Here is a 310-nt window from a genome sequence, read left to right as displayed (position 1 = left end):
GCTCGTGCTGGTCTGCATGCCTTGCTCAGCCAGCCGGTCGCGCAGCTCGCGCAGAAAGAGACGCGGCTCCTGCTGGGAGGTCGGCAGGATCAGCGCGGCATGCGCCTCGATCCGCTTCGAGGTGTGATCGCCGCCTATCGGCTTGGGGGCGACCTGCCCCTCGTGCCGGAAGCGCTCCGACCAGCGGCTGGCGCTCGACACGCTGACCCCAAAGCGGGCTGCGGCGCGATGGCAGGAGGCACCTGCTGCCACGGCGGCCACGACACGCTCGCGCAGGTCAACAGACAAAGGTGACGGCATGGGCAAGCTC

At 69.7% G+C, this 310-nt stretch carries 1 protein-coding gene; it reads right to left on the bottom strand.

Annotated elements, in window-relative coordinates; all coding sequences use genetic code 11:
- Positions 1–300: helix-turn-helix domain-containing protein (locus WDW90_RS38690; protein WP_336492944.1), on the bottom strand; the 300-nt coding region annotated here is incomplete at its 3' end.
- Between the last annotated feature and the right edge of the window lie 10 nt (positions 301–310).

This window comes from Methylobacterium nigriterrae, from assembly GCF_037106235.1.
Lineage (GTDB): Bacteria > Pseudomonadota > Alphaproteobacteria > Rhizobiales > Beijerinckiaceae > Methylobacterium > Methylobacterium nigriterrae.
The sequence above is the reverse complement of the archived record's forward strand: the minus strand, read 5'-3'. Positions and strand labels throughout refer to the sequence as shown.